This is a genomic window from Larkinella sp. C7, from assembly GCF_006149005.1.
Classification (GTDB): domain Bacteria; phylum Bacteroidota; class Bacteroidia; order Cytophagales; family Spirosomataceae; genus Larkinella.
This window is the reverse complement of the sequence record NZ_VBSL01000206.1, coordinates 1-387: the sequence shown is the minus strand read 5'-3', so window position 1 is coordinate 387 and position 387 is coordinate 1. Positions and strand designations below refer to the sequence as shown.

At 33.6% G+C, this 387-nt stretch carries 1 protein-coding gene; it reads right to left on the bottom strand.

Annotation, left to right across the window (positions count from 1 at the left end; genetic code table 11):
* Nucleotides 1–387 (bottom strand): hypothetical protein (locus tag FH871_RS32560; protein ID WP_212768416.1); only part of this gene is annotated, 387 nt, incomplete at both ends.

Sequence of the window (387 nt, the reverse complement as noted above, 5' to 3'; positions counted from 1 at the left end):
TTTCCGATTCTTCCTAGTAAGATTAGCTATATTTAAACTCATCAAATAAGACTGAACCACCTGAGTCGTATACTCCGAAAGCTTCAAATCACCAACTGTTTCTATAAAATATCGCAAACAGTTCATCTCAGACTTAAAACTTGCTGGCTTTATCTCGTTTTGGCGAATGTTTTTCCATTCTTCAAGCAACTGACTAAAAGTTATGTTATCTATCTTTTGTTTAGATAAGTCGGTTTTTGTTGGTGCAGTCAATATTTTATCAATTTTAACTGCTAGTCTCCTCTTAGCTTCTGCTTGTGAAACCCTCGATTTTGAATTTAATGTAACTGTAACCTGTTTCCATTTGTCCTCTCTATCATCATAAAATTTTTCATAATAGCGGTACTT